A 17,904-nucleotide genomic window follows, 5' to 3' on the forward strand; every position below is an offset into this window, starting at 1 on the left:
TTGAAGACAACACCTACCACCCCCAATTACAAGGAGCATCCCCGTGACTGAACGCATTGTGCTTGCCTACTCCGGCGGCCTGGACACCTCGGTAGCCATCGGCTGGATCGGTGAAGCCACCGGCGCCGAGGTCATCGCAGTGGCGGTCGACGTCGGACAGGGCGGCGAATCCCTGGAAACCATCCGCCAGCGCGCCCTGGGCTGCGGCGCCGTCGAAGCCTACGTGGCCGACGCCTCCGACGAGTTCGCCAACGAATACTGCATGCCCACCCTGAAGGCCAACGGCCTGTACCAGGGCCACTACCCGCTGGTGTCCGCCATCTCCCGCCCGGTGATCGTCAAGCACCTGGTCAAGGCTGCCCGCGAATTCGGCGCCACCACCGTGGCTCACGGCTGCACCGGCAAGGGCAACGACCAGGTCCGCTTCGAAGTGGGCATCCAGACCCTCGGCCCGGACCTGAAGTGCATCGCACCGGTCCGTGACCTCGCCCTCACCCGCGACAAGGCCATCGCCTTCGCCGAGGAAAAGGGCCTGCCCATCGAGACCACCAAGAAGAACCCGTACTCAATCGACCAGAACGTCTGGGGCCGCGCCGTGGAAACCGGCTACCTCGAGGACATCTGGAACGCCCCCACCAAGGACATCTACGACTACACCGCCACCCCGGAGTTCCCGCCGGCACCGGATGAGGTCATCATCTCCTTCGAAGCAGGCATCCCCGTAGCGATCGACGGCGTGAAGGTCACCCCGCTGCAGGCCATCAAGGAACTCAACCGCCGTGCAGGCGCCCAGGGCGTGGGCCGCATCGACGTCGTGGAGGACCGCCTGGTGGGCATCAAGTCCCGCGAAATCTACGAAGCCCCGGGTGCCATGGCGCTGATCACCGCCCACAAGCACCTCGAGGACATCACCGTTGAACGCGAGCAGGCCCGCTTCAAGGCCACGGTTGGCCAGCGCTGGGCCGAGCTGGTCTACGACGGCCAGTGGTTCTCCCCGCTGAAGCGCTCCCTGGATGCCTTCATCGAGGACACCCAGAAGTACGTCTCCGGCGACATCCGCATGACCCTGCACGGCGGCCAGGCCATCGTGAACGGCCGCCGCTCCGAGACCTCGCTCTACGACTTCAACCTGGCCACCTACGACACCGGCGACACCTTCGACCAGTCCATGGCCCGCGGCTTCATCGAGCTGTGGGGCATGTCCGCCAAGGTTGCCTCCGGCCGCGATATCCGGGTCGCAGGAAAGTAGCCCCTGTGGCTGAAAACAAGTCTGAAGCCACTAATACCGGCGCATTGTGGGGCGGCCGGTTCGCCGGCGGCCCCGCAGATGCCCTCGCGGCCCTCAGCAAATCCACCCACTTCGACTGGCGGCTGGCGCGCTACGACATCGCGGGTTCCAAGGCCCACGCCCGGGTGCTGCACAAGGCGGGCCTGCTGGACGACGCCGAGCTGGAAGGCATGCTCGCGGCCCTCACCCGGCTGGATGAGGACGTGGCGTCGGGCGCCTATGTGCCGGCGGAATCCGATGAGGACGTGCACGGTTCGCTGGAGCGCGGCCTGATCGAGCGTGCCGGGGCCCAGTTGGGCGGCAAGCTCCGCGCGGGCCGGTCCCGCAACGACCAGGTGGCCACGCTGGGGCGGATGTTCCTGCGCGACCACGCCCGGATCATCGCCCGCGGCGTGCTGGCCACGGTGGACGCGCTGGTGGAGCAGGCGAAGGCCCACCACGGCATCGCCATGCCTGGCCGCACGCACCTCCAGCACGCCCAGCCGGTGCTCCTCAGCCACCACCTCCTGGCCCACGCCTGGGCGCTGCTGCGCGACGTGCAGCGGCTCCAGGACTGGGACAAGCGGGCAGGGGTCTCGCCGTACGGTTCGGGCGCCCTGGCCGGCTCGTCGCTGGGACTCGATCCGGAGGCGGTGGCGGCCGACCTCGGCTTCTACTCCGCCGCCCACAACTCGATCGACGGCACGGCGTCCCGCGACGTCTTCGCCGAGTTCGCCTGGGTGTGCTCGATGATCGGGGTGGACCTGTCCCGGATCTCGGAGGAAGTCATCCTGTGGGCCACCAAGGAGTTCTCCTTCGTCACGCTGCATGACTCGTATTCCACGGGGTCCTCGATCATGCCGCAGAAGAAGAACCCGGACGTGGCGGAGCTTGCCCGCGGCAAGGCAGGGCGGCTCATCGGAAACCTGACCGGGCTGCTGGCAACGCTCAAGGGCCTGCCGCTCGCATACAACCGCGACCTGCAGGAGGACAAGGAACCGGTCTTTGATGCCGCCGACACCCTGGAGCTCCTGCTCCCGGCCGTCTCCGGGATGATTGCCACCCTGACGTTCAACACCGAACGGATGGAGTCGCTCGCGCCGCAGGGCTTCGCGCTGGCCACGGACATCGCCGAGTGGCTGGTCCGCCAGGGCGTCCCGTTCCGGGAGGCCCACGAGCTCTCCGGCGCGGCCGTGAAGCAGGCCGAATCGCGGGGCGTGGAGCTGTGGGACCTGACGGACGAGGAGTACGCAGCCATTTCGGAACACCTCACGCCCGAGGTCCGCACCGTCCTGTCCACGGAGGGGTCGCTCAACAGCCGCAACTCCCAGGGCGGAACGGCACCGGCCGCCGTCGAACGCCAGCTCGCCGCGCTGGAAGGCGAACTCGCGGACGTGCGGGAGTACGCAGGCTAACCTCCAACGCTCTCTCACTTAACGTGCCTTTCCGGCCAACGCTCTATCACTTTCCCCAGGAAAGTGATAGAGCGTTGCCAGTTTTCGCACATCAAGTGAGAGAGCGTTGGGGCGCCGACGGGGAGGAGGGCCCGGGCTACCATGGCCGCATGAGCGAAACCTTCCGCAAGTTCCTTCGCACCCTTCCAGACTTCCCTGACGATCTTCCGGAGTTCCATCCGGACAAGGCCCCGCAGGACCCCACCGAACTTTTCAAGCAATGGCTCGATGAGGCGCTGGACGCGGGGGAGCGGCAGCCGCACGCGTGCAGCCTCGCCACCGTGGACAACGCCGGCCGGCCGTCCTCCAGGATGCTGATCCTGAAGAACATTGACGACGACGGCTGGCACTTTGCCACGTCGCGCAGCTCCCGCAAGGGCCGGGAACTGGACGGGAACCCGCACGCCGCCCTCAACTTTTACTGGCCGTCGCTGGGCCGCCAGGTCCGGGTGGCAGGTCCCGTCGTGGAGCTGTCCGCCGATGCCTCGGCCAGGGACTGGGCGGAACGGCCCCAGGCCGACGGCAGCGAAAACCCCCAGTGGCAGCTCTACGCGATCCGTCCCGAAGAGCTGGAGTTCTGGCAGGCCAGCCACGACCGGCGCCATATCCGCCACCGCCTGGGGGCGGACGGGGAACGGCTGGACTAGGCTGGGCGCCATGACCGCTCCCGCACCTGACATCCTGCTCGCCGGGCTCCACAAAGCCGCCGACGACGTCACCTCCGATGTTGCCAAACTCACCGACGAGGACGTGAAGGCGCCGTCTGCCCTGCCGGGGTGGACGCGGGGACATGTCCTCGCCCATCTCACCGGCATCTCCAACGCCATGGCGCGGCAGCTCGAATACGCGGCGCGCGGCGAAACCGTTGAGCTGTATGACGGCGGCATGGACGGCCGGAACAAGGCGATCGACATGGCCGCAGGCCACGACGCCGACACCCACAGGGCAGATCTGTCCGCCGCCCTGGCCCGTGCCATCCGGGCGTTCGATGCGCTGCCCGGCGTCAAGGATTCCGCGGCCAACCGGACGGGCTGGTGGGCGCCGATCTCCTACCGCGGGGGAGTGGTGCTCGACGGCGGGCTCGCTCTCTGGCGCGAACTGGTCATCCACAACGCCGACCTATTAACGGGCCGGGGACCCGAAACGTGGAGCCGGCCGTTCTGCGAGCACCTGTTTGACTTCCTGTCAGCCCGCGTACAGCCCGATGACAGGCTGGTGCTGCAGCCGCTCGGCCTGCCGCCGGTGTCCATCGGCAGCGGCACCCGGTCCACCGTGGTCAGCGGCATGATCACGGACATGCCGCCTGGCTGGCAGGACGCGAACCAACCCTGGGCAGCCTGCGGGCGTCGGCAGCTGCCGACGGCGTGGACCTGCCGGATCTCTTGCCGTGGCCGTCGGGAACCCCCTCGTCGAAGTAGCGGATTGCGCCCCGAAATCCTTCGCCCGATGGCACTTCGCGGCAATCCTGCCGGGCGGCACTGCCATGTGCTGCCATCTCGCGGGCACTCCAGGGCAGCTTAGAGCGCTTCGCGTGCCAGCAGGCTCTTCTTGATGGGCAGGCCCCACCGGAAACCCCCGAGCGATCCGTCCGTCCGGATCACGCGGTGGCAGGGAACGAACAGGGCAGCGGCGTTGAAGGCGCAGGCGCTGGCGGCCGCCCGGACGGCCTTGGCATTGCCCGCAAGCGCCGCGTACTCCGTGTAGGTCACAGGCGCCCCGGGCTCCACCAGCCGCAGCACATCCCAGGCGTGGGCCCGGAATGGCCCCGATTTCTGCAGTACCGGGACGTGCATCGCCGGCGCCGGATCCCCGGCGTAAAAGGCCTCGACGGCATCCGAGATACCGGCTAACCCGGTCACCAGTTCCATGGTGGCCGGCCGCAGGGACGGATGGATTTGCCCGGTCAGATCGCCTGGCTTGTCGGTCCACCCGCTGGAGAGCACGGCCCCGTCCTGGGCGAGGATGGTGAACGGGCCGTCCGGCGTGGACATCTGGAGCAACTGGGCCTTCATCGATTCACTTTCTCTGCTGTTCCGGTTCCGGCGGCGGCTGCGCCGGCAAGGTTACTGGACCCGCCAGGACGCGGCCCTGCCCCGGGCCGGGCCGCGGCACGCCACAGGTGCATGGTGGCGTAGGACCGCCACGGGCTGACCTTGCTGAAGTCGCTGCCTGGCGTGTCGCCGGCAGGGAGGGCCCGGATGCCGTTCCGCACCGCGGCGTCGTTGGCCAGGAAGATGTCCGGGGCGCCAAGGACCCGCATGGCCAGGTACCCCACTGTCCAGGGGCCCACGCCCGCCAGCGGCAGCAGTTTCGCCGAAAGGCTTGCCAGGTCATCGCCGTAACCAAAATCCAGTCTCCCCTCCGCAAGGGCAGAGGCGGCGGCGCGCAGCGCCTCAGTGCGCCGCCGAGGTCCGCGCAGGAGGGCGTAGCCCTCGGCAGCGATCCCGGCAGGGGTCGGGAACATCCGGTCCAGCCCTTCCCCCGGGTTTTGGCTTGGGCGTCCGACGGCGGCCAGTTGGGTGAGTGCCGTCCGCGCCGATGCGACGGTGACCTGCTGTCCGATCATGGCGCGGACCAGCATTTCGGCGGGATCGAGGGCGCCGGGCATCCGGATGCCCGGCGCCTCGGCGACAGGTTCCGCCAGCCGCGCGTCCCCGGCCAGTGCAGTGTCTATGGCCACCGGATCAGCGTCGAGGTCGAAGAGCCGCCGGACGCGGCTCAACAGTGCCGGCAGGTCCCGTAAGTCCACCGCGCCGATGGTGAGGGTCAGCGGCCGCCCCGAAGCGCCGTCGTCGTACTCCACCCGGAAGCGCGCATCCCCATGGGGCAGGGCGAGGGTCCGTGCGTAGGAGGATGCCGTACCCGACTCGATCCCGGGGAGGGCCCGGACTGCCAGGAAGGTGAAGATGCCGGGATGGAACGGCTCGCGGTAGGGGAGGCTGAGGGTCAGGGCGGTGGAACCGCCGGCCTTCCTGGGATGCCGGGCGGCGCGGAGGGCGGAGGGCGTCATGTCGAAGACCTCCACCATGGTCTCGTTGAATTGCCGGACGCTGCTGAAGCCGGCGGCAAAGGCGACGTCGGCCAGCTTCATGGAGGTGGACACCAGCAGGGCGCGGGCGGTCTGGGCCCGTCCCGCCCGCGCCAGTGAAAGCGGTCCCGCGCCCAGTTCCTGGCTGAGGATGCGGTTGAGCTGACGGGAGGAATAGCCCAGGCGCGCGGCGAGGCCCTCCACCCCTTCCCGGTTGATGACGCCGTCGTTGATGAGCCGCATGGCGCGCCCGGCCACGTCCTGCCGGACATTCCAGGCCGGGGTGCCGGGAACTGCCTCCGGAAGGCAGCGCTTGCAGGCGCGGAAGCCGGCGTCGTGCGCTGCTGCGGAGGTCTCATAGAACGTGACGTTGGACGCTTTCGGCGTCCTGGCCGGGCAGGAAGGCCGGCAGTAGATGCCCGTTGTCCGGACGGCAGTGTAGAACTGGCCATCGAACCGGGTGTCCCGCGCATCAATTGCCCGGTACCGCTGCCAGAAATCCATGCCTCCATCCTGCCAGTCCCCCGGGAGTGCTGCTAGCGGAAATCGGACACGGCCGTGGCGTAGTCTTGGCCGGCATATCGCCGGTGTCCGCGCCGGTCTTGGATAAAGTCTGGCCATGAGCATAAATCCGCTGACGAACGGGCAGCCGCTGCGGGAGCTCCTTTCGGGGGACGCCCGCCAGCTTGCGCCCCTGCTGCTGGGGGCCGTCCTGACCCATGAGTCCAGGGATGGAGCGGTATCCGTCCGGCTGACCGAGGTGGAGGCCTACCTGGGGCCCGAGGATTCCCTGCACCCGGACCCCGGTTCGCACACCTATCGGGGCCCCACGCCCCGCAACGCACCCATGTTCGGGCCCGCAGGGCACCTGTACGTCTACTTCACCTATGGGATGCACCACTGCACCAACATCGTCTGCGGCCCGGAAGGAACGGCCTCGGCACTGCTGCTGCGGGCCGGTGAGATCGTGGCGGGAACGGACGTGGCGCGGCGCCGGCGGACCACCTCCAAAAGCCCGGCAGACCTGGCCAGGGGCCCGGCACGGCTCGCCAAAGCACTGGGCTTGACCACCGCGGACAGCGGCCGCGACGCGCTCGCGCCGCCGTTCGGCCTGGTGCTTCCGCCCCGTCCCGTCCCGTCCGTGAGCTCCGGACCGAGGGTAGGCGTGTCAGGAGCGGGCGGCTCGGACCAGTATTCCTGGCGCTTCTGGATTACCGGCGACCCCACCGTGTCCCAGTACAAGGCCGCCAAGCCCAGGGCAGCCAGGCCGCCGGCCGCAGGGCCCCGGATGGGCGGGCCGGCGGCGTGACTGCCGGAAGCCGGCCCGTTTCGCCAGCGTTAACGGAAATGCCTGTAGAATAGTAGGTCTGTCTTTTGCGATAGGGGAACGTTAGATGCACGACGCCGATTTGGCCCACGAACGGGACTATGTTGCGGGCCTGTATGCCCGGCTGGAGGAGCTTCGCGAGGAGAAGCGCAAGCAGCTCGCCCAGGTCCGCCGGGCCGGAGCGGTGGGCACCATGCAGAACGTTTCCGAACGTGACGCGTTCGCCGCGCTCTATGAGGACCGCCTTGCCCAGCTCGATGCCGTTGACGACCGGCTGGTTTTCGGCCGCCTGGACCTGGACTCCGGGGAAGCCCAGTACATCGGGCGCATTGGACTCACCACCGAGGACCTGCAGCGGCTCATGGTGGACTGGCGTGCCCCCGAGGCCGGCCACTTCTACCAGGCCACGGCCTTTGACCGGCAGGGCGTCCGCCGCCGCCGGCACCTGATCCTGCAGGGCCGCGAAGTCAAAGCCATCGAGGATGACGTGCTCGATCCGGAGATGCTGGCGGACAACGAGTCGCTGCAGGGCGAGGGTGCCCTGCTCGCGGCCCTGAACTCCAAGCGCACCGGCCGGATGTCGGACATCGTCAGCACCATCCAGTCCGAGCAGGACCGCATCATCCGCTCGTCCATCTCCGGTGCCCTCGTGGTGCAGGGCGGCCCAGGCACGGGCAAGACCGCGGTTGCCCTGCACCGTGCCGCCTACCTGCTCTACACCCACCGCGACCGCCTCAAGACCGCCGGCGTGCTGCTGGTGGGCCCGTCGTCGTCGTTCATGAAGTACATCGAACGGGTGCTGCCCTCCCTGGGCGAGACCGGCGTGGTGATGGCAAGCCTGGGCCGGCTGATGCCGGGCATCCACGCTGTGCCCGAACCGGACCCGGCCGTGGCTGTCATCAAGGGGCGGCTGGACATGGCCGCCGTCGTGGCCAACGCAGTGGCCAACCGGCAGCGGATGCCTGCCGAAGACCGGATCCTGGAAGTTGACGGACGCAAGCTCGTCCTGACGCAGCGCCAGGTCCGCCGGGCGCGGGAGCGCGCACGGTCCACCGGCAAGCCCCACAACGAGGCACGCGTGACCTTCGTCAAGATCCTGCTCCGGGAGCTGACGGAGCAGATGACGGAGCTGGTGGAGGCAGGAAATATCGGCAACAACGCCGACCGCTCCTACCTGGCCGAGGATGTGCGTACTGCCCGGGACGTGCGGATTGCGCTGAACCTGTGCTGGATGCCCATGACGCCGGAGAAACTGATCTCCGAACTCTTCAGCAAGCCCGCGATCCTCGACGCCTGCACCCCCAACCTGACCCCGGCCGAACGCGCGCTGCTGCTGCGGCCCGCGGACGCACCCTGGACCGAATCCGACGTTCCGCTGCTGGATGAAGCCGCCGAGCTGCTCGGGGACCTCGACGCCGCTGCCGGGCGGGGACTCGCCCAGCAGGAACACGACCGCGCCCGGGACCTTGCCAACGCCAAGCAGACACTCGTCAACATGCAGGCCGCCGGCGTCGATCCGCTGATGTCCGCCGAGGACCTGGCCGAACAGAACCAGGAACAGGAAGCACGGCTGACCGCTGCGGAGCGTGCCACCAGCGACCGCACCTGGGCGTTCGGGCACATCGTGGTAGACGAGGCACAGGAGCTTTCGCCGATGCAGTGGCGGCTGCTGGTCCGCCGCTGCCCCCTGAAATCCTTCACCATCGTGGGCGATATTGCCCAGACCAGTTCCGTGGCCGGCGCCAACTCATGGCAGGGCGCGCTTGCGCCGATGTTCGGGGACCGCTGGCAGCTCGAGGAGCTCACGGTGAACTACCGCACCCCGTCCCAGATCGCCGAGGCCGCCGTTCGAATGGCCAACGCCGCCGGGCTCGTGGTTTCTGCTCCCAAGGCCGTTCGTGAAGGGCGCTGGTCCCCGGTGATTGATGAAGTGGCCGCCGGCCAGGTGGTCAGCCGCCTGGTTGAGGTCCTGCCGGAGGAACTGGACGCGCTCGACGGCGGACTGCTCGCTGTGATCGCGGATGGCCACTTCCTGCCGGAGGCCACCGCTGCCCTGCGCGCCGCTTACGGGCGCCGGGTTGGCACAGGCGCGGGCAGCTATGAGCAGGACATCGTGGTCATGAGTCCCCGGGAAGCCAAGGGCCTGGAGTTCGACGGCGTGGTGGTGCTGGAGCCGTCCATGATGCTGAACCACGAACACGGCAAGGTGGGGGACCTCTACGTGGCAATGACCCGCGCAACCCAGCGGCTGCGGCTCATCGCCTCGGAACCCGTACCGGCCGGAATCAAGCGCTGATCCGGCACGCCGCAATACTGCTAACTTAGAAGGCGTGCCAGAACTCAACAGCAGCCTCGAAACGCAGCAGAACGACCCCACTTTTGCCAACATTTGGCAGGAACTGAAGTGGCGTGGCCTGGTCCACGTCTCCACCGATGAAGCAGAGCTTGAAAAGCTGCTTGCCGGCGGACCGGTCACGTACTATTGCGGCTTCGACCCCACTGCGCCAAGCCTGCACCTGGGCAACCTGGTCCAGCTGCTCGTGATGCGCCGGCTGCAGCTGGCCGGCCACAAGCCGCTGGGGCTCGTTGGCGGTTCCACCGGCATGATCGGGGACCCTCGTCCCACCGCTGAGCGGACCTTGAACACCAAGGACACAGTGGCGGAATGGGTGGGATACCTGCAGGCCCAGGTGCGTCGCTTCCTCAGCTTCGAGGGAGACAACGCCGCGCGCATGGTCAACAACCTCGACTGGACGGCTCCGCTGAGCGCCATCGACTTCCTGCGCGACGTTGGCAAGCACTTCCGCGTGGGCACCATGCTGCGCAAGGACGCAGTGGCCTCCAGGCTGAATTCCGACGAGGGGATCAGCTATACCGAGTTCAGCTACCAGATCCTTCAGGGCATGGACTACCTGCAGCTGTACCGTGACTACGGCTGCATGCTGCAGACCGGCGGCTCCGACCAGTGGGGCAACCTCACCAGCGGAACCGAACTGATCCGCAAGGTGGAGGGCAAGAGCGTCCACGCCCTCGGAACCCCGCTCATCACCAACGCTGACGGCACCAAGTTCGGCAAGAGTGAAGGCAACGCCATCTGGCTCGACGCCGGCATGTGCAGCCCCTACGCCTTCTACCAGTTCTGGCTGAACACGGCGGATGCCGATGTTGTAAACCGCTTGAAGGTCTTCACTTTCCTGACGCGGGCCGAAATCGACGAGCTTGCTGCTGCTGTGGCGGAGCGCCCGTTCGCCCGGGAAGGCCAGCGGAAACTCGCCTACGAAGTGACGTCCCTTGTGCACGGAGTCGAAGCCACCGAAAAGGTCATCGCCGCATCTGCTGCGCTCTTTGGGAACGGAGACCTGACCGCCCTGGATAAGACCACACTCCAGGCAGCCACCTCCGAGCTTCCCTCCGCCACCGTGCAGGTGGACGAAATGGGGATTGTGGACCTGCTGGTTGCTTCCGGGCTGTCCGAAAGCAAATCCGCAGCGCGCCGGACCGTGGGCGAGGGCGGTGCCTACGTCAACAACGAAAAGGTGTCCGACCCCGAGGCTGTTATCTCGGAATCCGAGTTGCTGCACGGCCAGTACCTGTTGCTGCGCCGCGGGAAGAAGAACCTTGCCACCGTGGAAGTGCTGGTCCCGTAGAGGCCTTCTCCCGCACGCCACAGACCCTTTGCACGCTCCTCCGCAGCCGATTTGCACGGCCGCGGGGGAGCGTGTAATGTTTTCTGAGTCGCCGCCGCTGAAGCGGAAAAATAGCGACCAACCCCCACCAAAAAGTGAAGCAACTTCACCACGAGATGATGAAGAAATGCTTCAATTTATGGTGGGCGGATTCATTCCGCAGAGTGAATTCCGGGAAAATAACCGGATTTGCAAAGTGAAAATGAATCAAATAAGATTGAAACATCGCAGCGAAGAAATACGAAATAAGAATTCAATTCAAATTGAATTATTTCGGGAATATTCGAATGTGTCTGTTGTTTGAGAACTCAATAGTGTGCCAAGTTTGTTGATACCAATTGTTTTAGTGATTGGTTGAATTGACCGGGTCATCCGCCCCTGTGGGTGGTCTGGTTTTGACAGCTGGTTTCAAATTTTGTGCAGCTTTTTGGTCCCGTTTTCCCGGGGCTGGGGGTTGTGTCTGTTTTACTTCAACGGAGAGTTTGATCCTGGCTCAGGATGAACGCTGGCGGCGTGCTTAACACATGCAAGTCGAACGATGATGCCAGCTTGCTGGTGGATTAGTGGCGAACGGGTGAGTAACACGTGAGTAACCTGCCCTTAACTCTGGGATAAGCCTGGGAAACTGGGTCTAATACCGGATATGACCTTCCATCGCATGGTGGTTGGTGGAAAGCTTTTTGTGGTTTTGGATGGACTCGCGGCCTATCAGCTTGTTGGTGAGGTAATGGCTTACCAAGGCGACGACGGGTAGCCGGCCTGAGAGGGTGACCGGCCACACTGGGACTGAGACACGGCCCAGACTCCTACGGGAGGCAGCAGTGGGGAATATTGCACAATGGGCGCAAGCCTGATGCAGCGACGCCGCGTGAGGGATGACGGCCTTCGGGTTGTAAACCTCTTTCAGTAGGGAAGAAGCGAAAGTGACGGTACCTGCAGAAGAAGCGCCGGCTAACTACGTGCCAGCAGCCGCGGTAATACGTAGGGCGCAAGCGTTATCCGGAATTATTGGGCGTAAAGAGCTCGTAGGCGGTTTGTCGCGTCTGCCGTGAAAGTCCGGGGCTCAACTCCGGATCTGCGGTGGGTACGGGCAGACTAGAGTGATGTAGGGGAGACTGGAATTCCTGGTGTAGCGGTGAAATGCGCAGATATCAGGAGGAACACCGATGGCGAAGGCAGGTCTCTGGGCATTAACTGACGCTGAGGAGCGAAAGCATGGGGAGCGAACAGGATTAGATACCCTGGTAGTCCATGCCGTAAACGTTGGGCACTAGGTGTGGGGGACATTCCACGTTTTCCGCGCCGTAGCTAACGCATTAAGTGCCCCGCCTGGGGAGTACGGCCGCAAGGCTAAAACTCAAAGGAATTGACGGGGGCCCGCACAAGCGGCGGAGCATGCGGATTAATTCGATGCAACGCGAAGAACCTTACCAAGGCTTGACATGAACCGGTAACGCCTGGAGACAGGTGCCCCGCTTGCGGTCGGTTTACAGGTGGTGCATGGTTGTCGTCAGCTCGTGTCGTGAGATGTTGGGTTAAGTCCCGCAACGAGCGCAACCCTCGTTCTATGTTGCCAGCACGTGATGGTGGGGACTCATAGGAGACTGCCGGGGTCAACTCGGAGGAAGGTGGGGACGACGTCAAATCATCATGCCCCTTATGTCTTGGGCTTCACGCATGCTACAATGGCCGGTACAAAGGGTTGCGATACTGTGAGGTGGAGCTAATCCCAAAAAGCCGGTCTCAGTTCGGATTGGGGTCTGCAACTCGACCCCATGAAGTCGGAGTCGCTAGTAATCGCAGATCAGCAACGCTGCGGTGAATACGTTCCCGGGCCTTGTACACACCGCCCGTCAAGTCACGAAAGTTGGTAACACCCGAAGCCGGTGGCCTAACCCCTTGTGGGAGGGAGCTGTCGAAGGTGGGACTGGCGATTGGGACTAAGTCGTAACAAGGTAGCCGTACCGGAAGGTGCGGCTGGATCACCTCCTTTCTAAGGAGCACCTACAGGCCTGTCACTGCGTGTATGCGCTGGTGGGGGTTTGTCAGGAGTATATGCCCGTTGCGCAGACGCAAGTTCTGCGGCGGGTGCTCAAGGGTGGAATATCAACAAATAGGTGCCTGGTGGCACGGACCGGTTGTTAGTACGGGCGCTCTTTCTTCCTTTGGGAAGGTATGGGTGTTCAGGAACGCGGCTGGTGCGGGTTGTTGGGTAGTGTTTGGCACACTGTTGGGTCCTGAGGCAACAGGGCCGGGGTTTTCCCGGGTTTGTTTGTTTCTGGTTTCCTGGCTGCACCGATCATGCACGTTTGTGTGTGTGGGGTGTGTGGTTTGGGGTTGTTGTTTGAGAACTACATAGTGGACGCGAGCATCTTTTATAAGAAGCAATTTCCAAGAATATGAACCTGGATCTGGCTGCGCGTGGTGGTACTGCCCTGGTGGTGGTGTTGTTGTGTGTGGTTGGTTTTCGTGGTTCTCTCGAGAAGTGTTTTTTGATCTTTTGTGGTCAAGTTTTTAAGAGCACACGGTGGATGCCTTGGCATTAGGAGCCGAAGAAGGACGTAGGAATCTGCGATAAGCCTGGGGGAGTCGATAACCGGACTGTGATCCCAGGGTGTCCGAATGGGGAAACCCCGCCAAGCGCGCGAGTGACTTGGTGACCCGCATCTGAACACATAGGGTGCGTGGAGGGAACGCGGGGAAGTGAAACATCTCAGTACCCGCAGGAAGAGAAAACAATAGTGATTCCGTTAGTAGTGGCGAGCGAACGCGGATCAGGCTAAACCGTTCCATGTGTGATAGCCGGCGGGCGTTGCATGGTCGGGGTTGTGGGACTTTCCATACCAGTTCTGCCGGGCTGGTGGGGTGTGATGTGCGCGCATAGGTGAACGGTCTTGAAAGGCCGGCCAGAGAGGGTGTTAGCCCCGTAACTGTAATGCGTTGTGCCGCCTGTGAGAGTATCCCAAGTAGTACGGGGCCCGAGAAATCCCGTGCGAATCTGTCAGGACCACCTGATAAGCCTAAATACTCCCTAATGACCGATAGCGGACCAGTACCGTGAGGGAAAGGTGAAAAGTACCCCGGGAGGGGAGTGAAACAGTACCTGAAACCGTGTGCTTACAATCCGTCGGAGCCAGTCTGATTCTGGTGACGGCGTGCCTTTTGAAGAATGAGCCTGCGAGTTAGTGTTACGTCGCGAGGTTAACCCGTGTGGGGCAGCCGTAGCGAAAGCGAGTCTGAATAGGGCGTTGCAGTGGCGTGATCTAGACCCGAAGCGAAGTGATCTACCCATGGCCAGGTTGAAGCGACGGTAAGACGTCGTGGAGGACCGAACCCACTTCAGTTGAAAATGGAGGGGATGAGCTGTGGGTAGGGGTGAAAGGCCAATCAAACTTCGTGATAGCTGGTTCTCCCCGAAATGCATTTAGGTGCAGCGTTGCGTGTTTCTTGCTGGAGGTAGAGCTACTGGATGGCTAATGGGCCCTACAAGGTTACTGACGTCAGCCAAACTCCGAATGCCGGTAAGTGAGAGCGCAGCAGTGAGACTGTGGGGGATAAGCTTCATAGTCGAGAGGGAAACAGCCCAGACCACCAACTAAGGCCCCTAAGCGTGTGCTAAGTGGGAAAGGATGTGGAGTTGCGAAGACAACCAGGAGGTTGGCTTAGAAGCAGCCATCCTTAAAAGAGTGCGTAATAGCTCACTGGTCAAGTGATTCCGCGCCGACAATGTAGCGGGGCTCAAGTACACCGCCGAAGTTGTGGCATTCAAACAATGACTAAGCCTTCGTGGTTCAGGTGTTTGGATGGGTAGGGGAGCGTCGTGTGGGCGGTGAAGTCGCGGTGTAAACCAGCGGTGGAGCCTACACGAGTGAGAATGCAGGCATGAGTAGCGAAAGACGGGTGAGAAACCCGTCCGCCGAATGATCAAGGGTTCCAGGGTCAAGCTAATCTGCCCTGGGTAAGTCGGGACCTAAGGCGAGGCCGACAGGCGTAGTCGATGGACAACGGGTTGATATTCCCGTACCGGCGAAAAACCGCCCATGCTGAACAGGGGATACTAACTGCCCGAGACCTGCCCGATCACCCTTGTGGTGTGAGGGTTTTGGTGGAGCGCAGGACCTGATCCTGGGAGGCAAGCGTATTAACAGGTGTGACGCAGGAAGGTAGCCGAGCCGGGCGATGGTTGTCCCGGTCTAAGGATGTAGGGCGAACGGTAGGCAAATCCGCTGTTCATGATGCCTGAGATCTGATGGGACCCCCGTTTGGGGGGATTTGGTGATCCTATGCTGCCGAGAAAAGCATCGACGCGAGGTTTTAGCCGCCCGTACCCCAAACCGACACAGGTGATCAGGTAGAGAATACTAAGGCGATCGAGAGAATTATGGTTAAGGAACTCGGCAAAATGCCCCCGTAACTTCGGGAGAAGGGGGGCCCCAACCTTGATCGGACTTCGCGTCCGGGAGGGGATCGGGGCCGCAGAGACCAGGGGGAAGCGACTGTTTACTAAAAACACAGGTCCGTGCGAAGTCGCAAGACGATGTATACGGACTGACTCCTGCCCGGTGCTGGAAGGTTAAGAGGACCGGTTAGCCTCACGGCGAAGCTGAGAATTTAAGCCCCAGTAAACGGCGGTGGTAACTATAACCATCCTAAGGTAGCGAAATTCCTTGTCGGGTAAGTTCCGACCTGCACGAATGGAGTAACGACTTCCCCGCTGTCTCAACCATAAACTCGGCGAAATTGCAGTACGAGTAAAGATGCTCGTTACGCGCAGCAGGACGGAAAGACCCCGAGACCTTTACTATAGTTTGGTATTGGTGTTCGGAGTGGCTTGTGTAGGATAGGTGGGAGACGTTGAAGCCCGGACGCCAGTTCGGGTGGAGTCATCGTTGAAATACCACTCTGGTCACTTTGGACATCTAACTTCGGCCCGTAATCCGGGTCAGGGACAGTGCCTGATGGGTAGTTTAACTGGGGCGGTTGCCTCCTAAAAAGTAACGGAGGCGCCCAAAGGTTCCCTCAGCCTGGTTGGCAATCAGGTGTCGAGTGTAAGTGCACAAGGGAGCTTGACTGTGAGAGAGACATCTCGAGCAGGGACGAAAGTCGGGACTAGTGATCCGGCGGTACATTGTGGAATGGCCGTCGCTCAACGGATAAAAGGTACCTCGGGGATAACAGGCTGATCTTGCCCAAGAGTCCATATCGACGGCATGGTTTGGCACCTCGATGTCGGCTCGTCGCATCCTGGGGCTGGAGTAGGTCCCAAGGGTTGGGCTGTTCGCCCATTAAAGCGGTACGCGAGCTGGGTTTAGAACGTCGTGAGACAGTTCGGTCCCTATCCGCTGCGCGCGCAGGAAATTTGAGAAGGGCTGTCCTTAGTACGAGAGGACCGGGACGGACGAACCTCTGGTGTGTCAGTTGTACTGCCAAGTGCACCGCTGATTAGCTACGTTCGGATGGGATAACCGCTGAAAGCATCTAAGCGGGAAGCTCGCTTCAAGATGAGATTTCCATACACCTTGTGTGTGAGAGGCCCCCAGCCAGACCACTGGGTTGATAGGCCGGATGTGGAAGCGAGGACTAACGACTCGTGAAGCTGACCGGTACTAATAGGCCGATAACTTACACCACACACCCACCCCGCAAACGGGTTCAAAAGCGTTTGCACCAGGGGAGGGTAAAAAGATACACAAGACTGCTTGCGTCCACTATGTGGTTCCCAACCAACAAACCCGCCACGGGCCTGTTGCGCTGAGGAACACAACTGAATAAACAACACCACCGCTCCCTAACAGGAGCAGTTGTAACCACGAAGAGATTTCCCACACCACCCCAACAGGGTTGGTGACGGGTAACAGGGTTACGGCGGTCATAGCGTGGGGGAAACGCCCGGTCCCATTCCGAACCCGGAAGCTAAGACCCACAGCGCCGATGGTACTGCACCCGGGAGGGTGTGGGAGAGTAGGTCACCGCCGGACAACCATTAGGTCGAGGCCCCAACCAGAACATGGTTGGGGCCTCCCACATTTAACACCCACACCCCACCAGAACACAGCACACCCACACCCGCACCACCCGACGCTCTCCCACCCGATGCGCGTTTCTGACGGTCGCTCTCCCACTCGATGCGCGTTTCTGACGGTCGCTCTCCCACTCGATGCGCGTTTCTGACGGACGCTCTCTCACTTGATGCGCGTTTCTGACGGATGCTCTCTCACTCGACGCGGGTCGTGGCCCGACGCTCTCTCAGTTCATGTGCTTTCTATCGCGGGCCCAGACAAGCCCACCCACCACCATCACCCCCGCCCGACCGGCATCGACCACCACGACAGCGTCGAAAGACCCAACAACAACTGATAGAGCGTCCAGGGCAGGTTCAAGGGGTCGTTGCAACACCTGAGTGATTGGGGTGTTGTTGTGGGTTTTGGTCGGCCTGAGCTGTTGCAGTCGGTGGTGCGGGTTTTCTGGGAGGCGCGGTCTTCTGGGGCATCTGATGAGGTGGCGGCGGCGGTGGCCGGTATGTCCCTGTCTGCGGCCAGGTTGATCGTCCGTCAGCATGGTGGGGTGGATCCTGCGAAGAAGCCCCCGTGCGGGCGGTTCCTGTCCTTCGATGAGCGCGAGTTGATCGCTGTGTGGCGGGCGGCCGGGTGCGGCGTGCGGGAGATCGGTCGGCGTTTGGGCCGGAACCCGTCCACTGTCAGCAGGGAGCTGGGCAGGAACATCCGGAACGGGGGCAACCGTCCGTACCTGGCGTCCTCGGCGCAGAACCGTGCGCAGAAGCTGGCGCGCAGGCCTAAGGCACGGAAGCTGGTTTTCAACGAGGCCCTGGCGCTTTACGTCGCCGGAATGCTGACGGCGCGGGAACGGTTGTCCCCGGAGCAGATCAGCGCCCGGCTGCGGATTGATTTCCCCGATGATGAAAGCATGCGCATCAGCCCGGAGACTATCTATCAGTGCATCTACATCCAGGGCCGCGGCGGGCTGAGAGCCGAGCTCGCTGCTGCTCTGCGCACCGGCCGGGCCGTGCGGCAGCCAAACCGGCGCGCGGGCATGCGAAGGCCCCGGGTCCCGCAAGAGTTGCTGATCAGTGAACGCCCCGCGGAAGCCGATGACCGGGCAGTGCCCGGGCACTGGGAATCTCA

General features: G+C 63.3%; 9 protein-coding genes, 3 rRNA genes and 2 pseudogenes. 12 read left to right on the top strand and 2 right to left on the bottom strand.

Annotated elements, in window-relative coordinates:
* Positions 1-43 precede the first annotated feature (43 nt).
* The 4 genes and pseudogenes from ASPHE3_RS07295 (at position 44) to ASPHE3_RS07310 (ending at position 4,139) form a co-directional block, all read left to right on the top strand.
* Positions 44-1,249 carry an argininosuccinate synthase gene (locus ASPHE3_RS07295; RefSeq protein ID WP_013600590.1) on the top strand — a complete coding sequence of 402 codons (1,206 nt, stop codon included), beginning with the start codon at positions 44-46 and terminating at the stop codon, positions 1,247-1,249.
* Between the two features lie 5 nt (positions 1,250-1,254).
* Positions 1,255-2,682 carry an argininosuccinate lyase gene (argH, locus tag ASPHE3_RS07300; RefSeq protein ID WP_013600591.1) on the top strand — a complete coding sequence of 476 codons (1,428 nt, stop codon included), beginning with the start codon at positions 1,255-1,257 and terminating at the stop codon, positions 2,680-2,682.
* 149 nt (positions 2,683-2,831) lie between these two features.
* On the top strand, positions 2,832-3,368 hold the full coding sequence (locus ASPHE3_RS07305; protein ID WP_013600592.1) for a pyridoxine/pyridoxamine 5'-phosphate oxidase: 537 nt from the start codon (positions 2,832-2,834) through the stop codon (positions 3,366-3,368).
* 10 nt (positions 3,369-3,378) lie between these two features.
* Positions 3,379-4,139 (top strand): annotated as a pseudogene (locus ASPHE3_RS07310) (maleylpyruvate isomerase family mycothiol-dependent enzyme).
* Positions 4,140-4,238: 99 nt separating this feature from the next.
* Here ASPHE3_RS07310 and ASPHE3_RS07315 read toward each other — a convergent pair.
* On the bottom strand, positions 4,239-4,733 hold the full coding sequence (locus tag ASPHE3_RS07315; RefSeq protein WP_013600594.1) for a methylated-DNA--[protein]-cysteine S-methyltransferase: 495 nt from the start codon (positions 4,731-4,733) through the stop codon (positions 4,239-4,241).
* Complete coding sequence (locus ASPHE3_RS07320; protein ID WP_013600595.1) at positions 4,730-6,253, bottom strand: DNA-3-methyladenine glycosylase 2 family protein; 1,524 nt, start codon at positions 6,251-6,253, stop codon at positions 4,730-4,732. Before ASPHE3_RS07320 ends, ASPHE3_RS07315 begins: the two co-directional genes overlap by 4 nt.
* A gap of 115 nt (positions 6,254-6,368) precedes the next feature.
* Between ASPHE3_RS07320 and ASPHE3_RS07325 the strand changes: the two genes are divergently transcribed.
* From ASPHE3_RS07325 to ASPHE3_RS07355, 8 genes and pseudogenes are all read left to right on the top strand, one after another.
* Positions 6,369-7,058 carry a DNA-3-methyladenine glycosylase gene (locus tag ASPHE3_RS07325; protein ID WP_013600596.1) on the top strand — a complete coding sequence of 230 codons (690 nt, stop codon included), beginning with the start codon at positions 6,369-6,371 and terminating at the stop codon, positions 7,056-7,058.
* 85 nt (positions 7,059-7,143) lie between these two features.
* Positions 7,144-9,372: a HelD family protein gene (locus tag ASPHE3_RS07330; RefSeq protein ID WP_013600597.1), complete on the top strand. Its 2,229-nt coding sequence runs from the start codon at positions 7,144-7,146 to the stop codon at positions 9,370-9,372.
* A 34-nt stretch (positions 9,373-9,406) separates the two neighbouring features.
* Positions 9,407-10,723, top strand: coding sequence for a tyrosine--tRNA ligase (gene tyrS, locus ASPHE3_RS07335; protein WP_013600598.1), 1,317 nt, complete (start codon positions 9,407-9,409; stop codon positions 10,721-10,723).
* A gap of 76 nt (positions 10,724-10,799) precedes the next feature.
* The gene (locus ASPHE3_RS22000; RefSeq protein WP_148258086.1) at positions 10,800-11,066 is read left to right on the top strand and encodes a hypothetical protein; all 267 of its coding nucleotides are present in this window, start codon (positions 10,800-10,802) and stop codon (positions 11,064-11,066) included.
* A gap of 166 nt (positions 11,067-11,232) precedes the next feature.
* Positions 11,233-12,755, top strand: a 16S ribosomal RNA gene (locus tag ASPHE3_RS07340).
* 511 nt (positions 12,756-13,266) lie between these two features.
* A 23S ribosomal RNA gene (locus ASPHE3_RS07345) occupies positions 13,267-16,393 on the top strand.
* 230 nt (positions 16,394-16,623) lie between these two features.
* Positions 16,624-16,740, top strand: a 5S ribosomal RNA gene (gene rrf / locus ASPHE3_RS07350).
* Together the 16S, 23S and 5S rRNA genes form the textbook arrangement of a ribosomal RNA operon.
* A 418-nt stretch (positions 16,741-17,158) precedes the next feature.
* A pseudogene (locus ASPHE3_RS07355) lies at positions 17,159-17,899 on the top strand (IS30 family transposase); the annotation flags it as partial.
* Positions 17,900-17,904 lie beyond the last annotated feature (5 nt).

It is taken from the genome of Pseudarthrobacter phenanthrenivorans Sphe3 (genome assembly GCF_000189535.1).
Lineage (GTDB): Bacteria > Actinomycetota > Actinomycetes > Actinomycetales > Micrococcaceae > Arthrobacter > Arthrobacter phenanthrenivorans.